At 36.5% G+C, this 3506-nt stretch carries 5 protein-coding genes; 4 read left to right on the forward strand and 1 reads right to left on the reverse strand.

Annotated features, from left to right (window positions below):
- The first annotated feature begins 117 nt into the window (after nucleotides 1-117).
- Both racE and IV84_RS10060 read left to right on the forward strand, forming a co-directional pair.
- Nucleotides 118-936 (forward strand): glutamate racemase, encoded by an 819-nt coding sequence (gene racE / locus IV84_RS10055; protein ID WP_046872443.1) that lies wholly within the window; start codon nucleotides 118-120, stop codon nucleotides 934-936.
- 5 nt (nucleotides 937-941) lie between these two features.
- Entirely contained in the window at nucleotides 942-1535 is a 594-nt protein-coding gene (locus IV84_RS10060; protein ID WP_056986600.1) for an XTP/dITP diphosphatase, read from the forward strand.
- 37 nt (nucleotides 1536-1572) lie between these two features.
- Here IV84_RS10060 and IV84_RS10065 read toward each other — a convergent pair whose 3' ends face one another.
- Nucleotides 1573-2463 (reverse strand): mechanosensitive ion channel family protein, encoded by an 891-nt coding sequence (locus IV84_RS10065; protein WP_052694571.1) that lies wholly within the window; start codon nucleotides 2461-2463, stop codon nucleotides 1573-1575.
- A gap of 140 nt (nucleotides 2464-2603) precedes the next feature.
- Between IV84_RS10065 and IV84_RS10070 the strand changes: the two genes are divergently transcribed.
- Both IV84_RS10070 and IV84_RS10075 read left to right on the forward strand, forming a co-directional pair.
- On the forward strand, nucleotides 2604-3005 hold the full coding sequence (locus tag IV84_RS10070; RefSeq protein ID WP_046872442.1) for a DUF948 domain-containing protein: 402 nt from the start codon (nucleotides 2604-2606) through the stop codon (nucleotides 3003-3005).
- A 20-nt stretch (nucleotides 3006-3025) separates the two neighbouring features.
- Nucleotides 3026-3412: a hypothetical protein gene (locus IV84_RS10075; protein WP_046872441.1), complete on the forward strand. Its 387-nt coding sequence runs from the start codon at nucleotides 3026-3028 to the stop codon at nucleotides 3410-3412.
- Nucleotides 3413-3506: the final 94 nt, after the last annotated feature.

Raw genomic sequence — 3506 nt, forward strand, 5'->3', positions numbered from 1 at the left:
TTATTCACCAATACCAGAAAGTGTAGATCCACTTTTTTGATTACCGTGATAACGCTTGATTTTCTTTTTTTTAAAAGAGATAATGTAGTTTCAGAATATGTGAAGAGGATGAATAAAATGGATAACCGTGCAATTGGATTTATGGACTCGGGGGTTGGTGGTTTAACCGTCGTCCGAGAGGCTTTGCGTCAATTACCACTTGAGTCTGTTTGCTTTATTGGAGATCAAGCTAGATTACCTTATGGGCCTCGGTCCAGTGATGAGGTACGCCAATTTTCTGAGCAAATGGCGGCATTTTTAACGCATCAAGATATTAAAATGCTTGTTATTGCCTGTAATACTGCAACTTCTGCTGCTCTGAAGGATCTTCAAGAGAAGCTTTCCATTCCGGTAATAGGGGTAATTTCACCAGGTAGTCGTGCTGCACTTAAGGCAACCCGTAATCGTCGAATCGGGGTTATTGGCACAGAGGGTACAATTAAAAGTCGTGCATACGAAAAGGCAATATTGTCTAAGGATAATTCGGTTAAGGTATTCAGTTTGGCCTGTCCAAAATTTGTACCTTTGGTGGAAAGCAATGAATATAACTCTCCGATTGCCAAAAAAATAGTTGCCGAGACATTACAATTTTTTGAAAGCAAGAATGTTGATACCTTGATTTTGGGATGTACACATTATCCATTACTAAGACCCATTATTCAAGATGTGATGGGTAAGCAAGTTAAACTAATTGATTCCGGAGCTGAAACCGTTGGAACCGTATCAGCGTTACTCGATTATTTTGAAATTGCCAAAGACTCGGCCGGAGATCAAATCAAGGATGCTTACTATACAACAGCATCACCTGTTAGTTTTAATCAAATTGCTAGCCAGTGGTTAGGGATTGATATTCAGTCTAAAAAAGCAAAAATTGATGAACTAGAATTGGGGAAATAAAAATGATGAAGAATCATATTGTGATTGCAACTAATAACCTTGGAAAATTAAAAGAATTCCAGAAGCTGTTTGCACAGAAACATATTGAAGTTTCATCGTTGAAAGATTATCCTGAAATTGGAAAAATTAAAGAGACTGGCCTTACTTTTGAGGAAAATGCCACGTTAAAGGCTAAGGCAGTTACTAAGGAAACAAGCTTGCCTGTTTTGGCAGACGATTCAGGTCTTGAAATTGATGCTCTTAATGGGCGCCCAGGAATTTTTTCAGCCCGCTATGCAGGAGATCACGATGATGCTGCAAATAATGCAAAAATATTAAGTGAGCTTGCAGGAGTGCCATTTGAAAAAAGAACGGCAACCTTCCATACAACCTTAGTTTTAATGAAACCAGATGAGAATAAATTGGTAGTCGATGGTGATTTGAAAGGATGTATTCTTTTGGTGCCAAGGGGATATAACGGGTTTGGTTATGATCCTTTATTTTGGGTACCAGAAAAGAAAAAATCTCTGGCTGAAATGTCAGCTGCCGAAAAAAATCAAATTAGGCATCGCGGGAAAGCAAGTGAAAAGTTACTCGAAGTTTTTGATCAGTGGTGGTAGAAAAAAGGGTTACGAAATTTGATTTCGTAACCCTTTCCTATTTATTAGTTTTGAGTAATTGATTATTAATAATTTGGATATCGTTTTCAGAAAGTTTTGTTAAATAGCTCTGTAGAAAAGAAGTTTGGACGGTATCAACGGTGCCGTTAGCCACATACATTTTAATACGCAAGCCAATATTTCCACGTGAATCTTGAACGGGTCCCGTCAAAGTTGGATCTGTTGTAACATCCTGTAATTTAGAGGTTAAATCAGGATTGACTTGTTCAATAATTTTTTTACCATTTTCTAAATCGGTTAGGTTTGTGAAAGCCAGAAAGATTGTCACAACTTGATCATTACGAGAATGGTTGGCAATGGCTGTGATTGAACGATTAGGAATAAAGTTAGTTGTGCCATCATCGGAAAGAATTTGCGTAGATCGTAAGCCAATTTCGGTTACTTTTCCATTAATATTTTGAATAGTAACTTGATCACCAACGTCCAACTGACCATCTAATAAGATGAACAATCCATTCACAATATCGCTAACTAAGCCTTGAGCACCTAGCCCAACGGCAATACTAATGATTCCAGCTCCAGCAACAAGTGTGCCGATTGGAACGCCAATGATGGAAAGAATTGCGTAAAGATAGAAAAATAAAACGACATAGTGAAAAATATTAATTACTAATGCCAATAAGGTCATGGCTCGGCTAGGCATTGCATCATTAAGATGATGATACTTATGGAGACCTCTTGTTAATAAACGTTTTCCAATTGAATTGAGTAACCAAAAAAATATTGAAATCAAGACAATTTCAAATAAATGATTAATTAAACTAGTTGCAATTTTTTCCCAGTCAATGGAGTTGAAATAATTCTGAAAGGCTTTAATTAGCGAAAGAGGGGAACTTGTGGCGCCGATAATAAAATTAATATTGACCATCTCCTTATGTACTGATTTTAACAGACCAAAAAAGTTTTGTAATCCATTTCATAAAAAAAGTGTTTTGCTACTTTTTTAATTGCAGTGGGTAATTTGTAATGATATGCTTAAGCTATTCAAGTTAACAAGGAGGCTGAATTATGACAGGTGGCGGAATTGCAGCGATTATCGCGGCAGTGGCTTTATTAATATTAGTATTGTTTATTGGGGTTGTTTTAATCCGTGCTTCAAAAATTCTGGTGGAAATTAATCGGAGTTTGGCGGTAGTTACAAAAGATGTAGATTTACTTTCTAAAGAAGCAGAGGATATTATGGCTAATGCAAATGATTTGTTAGCCGATGTAAATGGTAAGGTAGCAAAGATTGATCCAGTATTTCAAGCAATGGCTGACTTAGGGCAGAGTACCTCTGACTTAAATGAGGCAACACGCAATTTGACAACAAAATTAACGAATCCAGGTAAGAAATCTGGAAAAGTTTCAACGGCTTTCAAAGCTGGTAAGGGTGCCGTAAATTTATACCGAGAACATAAAAATAAATAGAAAAATTGGAGGCTTTATAAATGAGTAAAGGTAAATTCTTGTTAGGAGCTTTATTAGGTGGTTCTGCTGCTGTTTATGCCACATTAAAATTAACTGGTACTACTAAGGATGAATTGATTCAGGGAACGCAAGAAAAAGTTAAACGATTTAGAGAAGAAAATGATCTTGAGGGCGATGACTGGGAAAGTGAATTAAAGGATCGTATTTTTGATTCTGCCGCTGATCTTAAGGACAAAGTTCTTGAAAGTAAAGACGATCTTTTTGAATCTGCATCTGATAGTTTTCAGGCATCCACAGATCAATTACGAGATGAAATGGATCAGGAAAACGATATTTTTGTTAAGGGTGAGGATGCTTACGAAGCGCCAACAGAAGTCTTTATGCCACATTCCAAAAAAGAAGCTTAAATTTTTAAACGATTCAAAAAAGACTCTTTCGTTTACGCGAAAGAGTCTTTTAATTTGTTAAAATTTTTGGGTCTACACTTTCTGGTATTGGTGA

It is taken from the genome of Pediococcus damnosus (assembly GCF_001437255.1).
Classification (GTDB): Bacteria; Bacillota; Bacilli; order Lactobacillales; family Lactobacillaceae; genus Pediococcus; species Pediococcus damnosus.

What these genes read in the sequence shown, in the direction of transcription:
- racE (WP_046872443.1), top strand. Translation starts at nt 118, where the DNA reads ATGGATAACCGTGCAATTGGATTTATGGACTCGGGGGTTGGTGGTTTA.
- IV84_RS10060 (WP_056986600.1), top strand. Translation starts at nt 942, where the DNA reads ATGAAGAATCATATTGTGATTGCAACTAATAACCTTGGAAAATTAAAA.
- IV84_RS10065 (WP_052694571.1), bottom strand. Translation starts at nt 2,463, where the DNA reads ATGGTCAATATTAATTTTATTATCGGCGCCACAAGTTCCCCTCTTTCG.
- IV84_RS10070 (WP_046872442.1), top strand. Translation starts at nt 2,604, where the DNA reads ATGACAGGTGGCGGAATTGCAGCGATTATCGCGGCAGTGGCTTTATTA.
- IV84_RS10075 (WP_046872441.1), top strand. Translation starts at nt 3,026, where the DNA reads ATGAGTAAAGGTAAATTCTTGTTAGGAGCTTTATTAGGTGGTTCTGCT.